The 567-nt window shown below is 69.8% G+C and carries 1 protein-coding gene; it reads right to left on the bottom strand.

Annotation, left to right across the window (positions count from 1 at the left end; translation table 11 throughout):
- Positions 1-567 (bottom strand): HAMP domain-containing protein (locus ACFY60_RS20260; protein WP_389458944.1); only part of this gene is annotated, 567 nt, incomplete at both ends.

Here is a 567-nt window from a genome sequence, read left to right as displayed (position 1 = left end):
CGCCGTGGTCACCTGCGCGATCTGCCGCACCTGCGAGGTCAGGTTGCCGGCCATGAAGTTCACCGAGTCGGTCAGCTCGCGCCACCGGCCGGAGACGCCGTCCACCCGCGCCTGCCCGCCGAGCCGGCCCTCGGTGCCCACGTCCCTGGCCATCCGGGTCACCTGGTCGGCGAAGGCCGACAGCTGCGACACCATGGTGTTGACGGTGTTCTTCAGCTCCAGCATCTCGCCGGCCACGTCCACGGTGACCTTCTGCGACAGGTCACCGTTGGCCACCGCCGTCGTCACCTGCGCGATGTCCCGCACCTGACCGGTGAGGTTGCGGAAGGCCGTGTTCACCGAGTCGGTGAGGTCCTTCCAGGTGCCGGCGGCGCCCGGCACCTCGGCCTGGCCGCCGAGCAGACCCTCGACGCCGACCTCCCGGGCCACGCGCGTGACCTCGGAACCGAACGCGGAGAGCTGGTCCACCATCGTGTTGACGGTGTTCTTCAGCTCCAGCATCTCGCCGGCCACGTCCACGGTGACCTTCTGCGACAGGTCACCGTTGGCCACCGCCGTCGTCACCTG

It is taken from the genome of Streptomyces sp. NPDC012827 (genome assembly GCF_042900905.1).
Taxonomy (GTDB): Bacteria; Actinomycetota; Actinomycetes; order Streptomycetales; family Streptomycetaceae; genus Streptomyces; species Streptomyces gulbargensis.
This window is presented reverse-complemented; position numbering and strand designations above follow the sequence as displayed.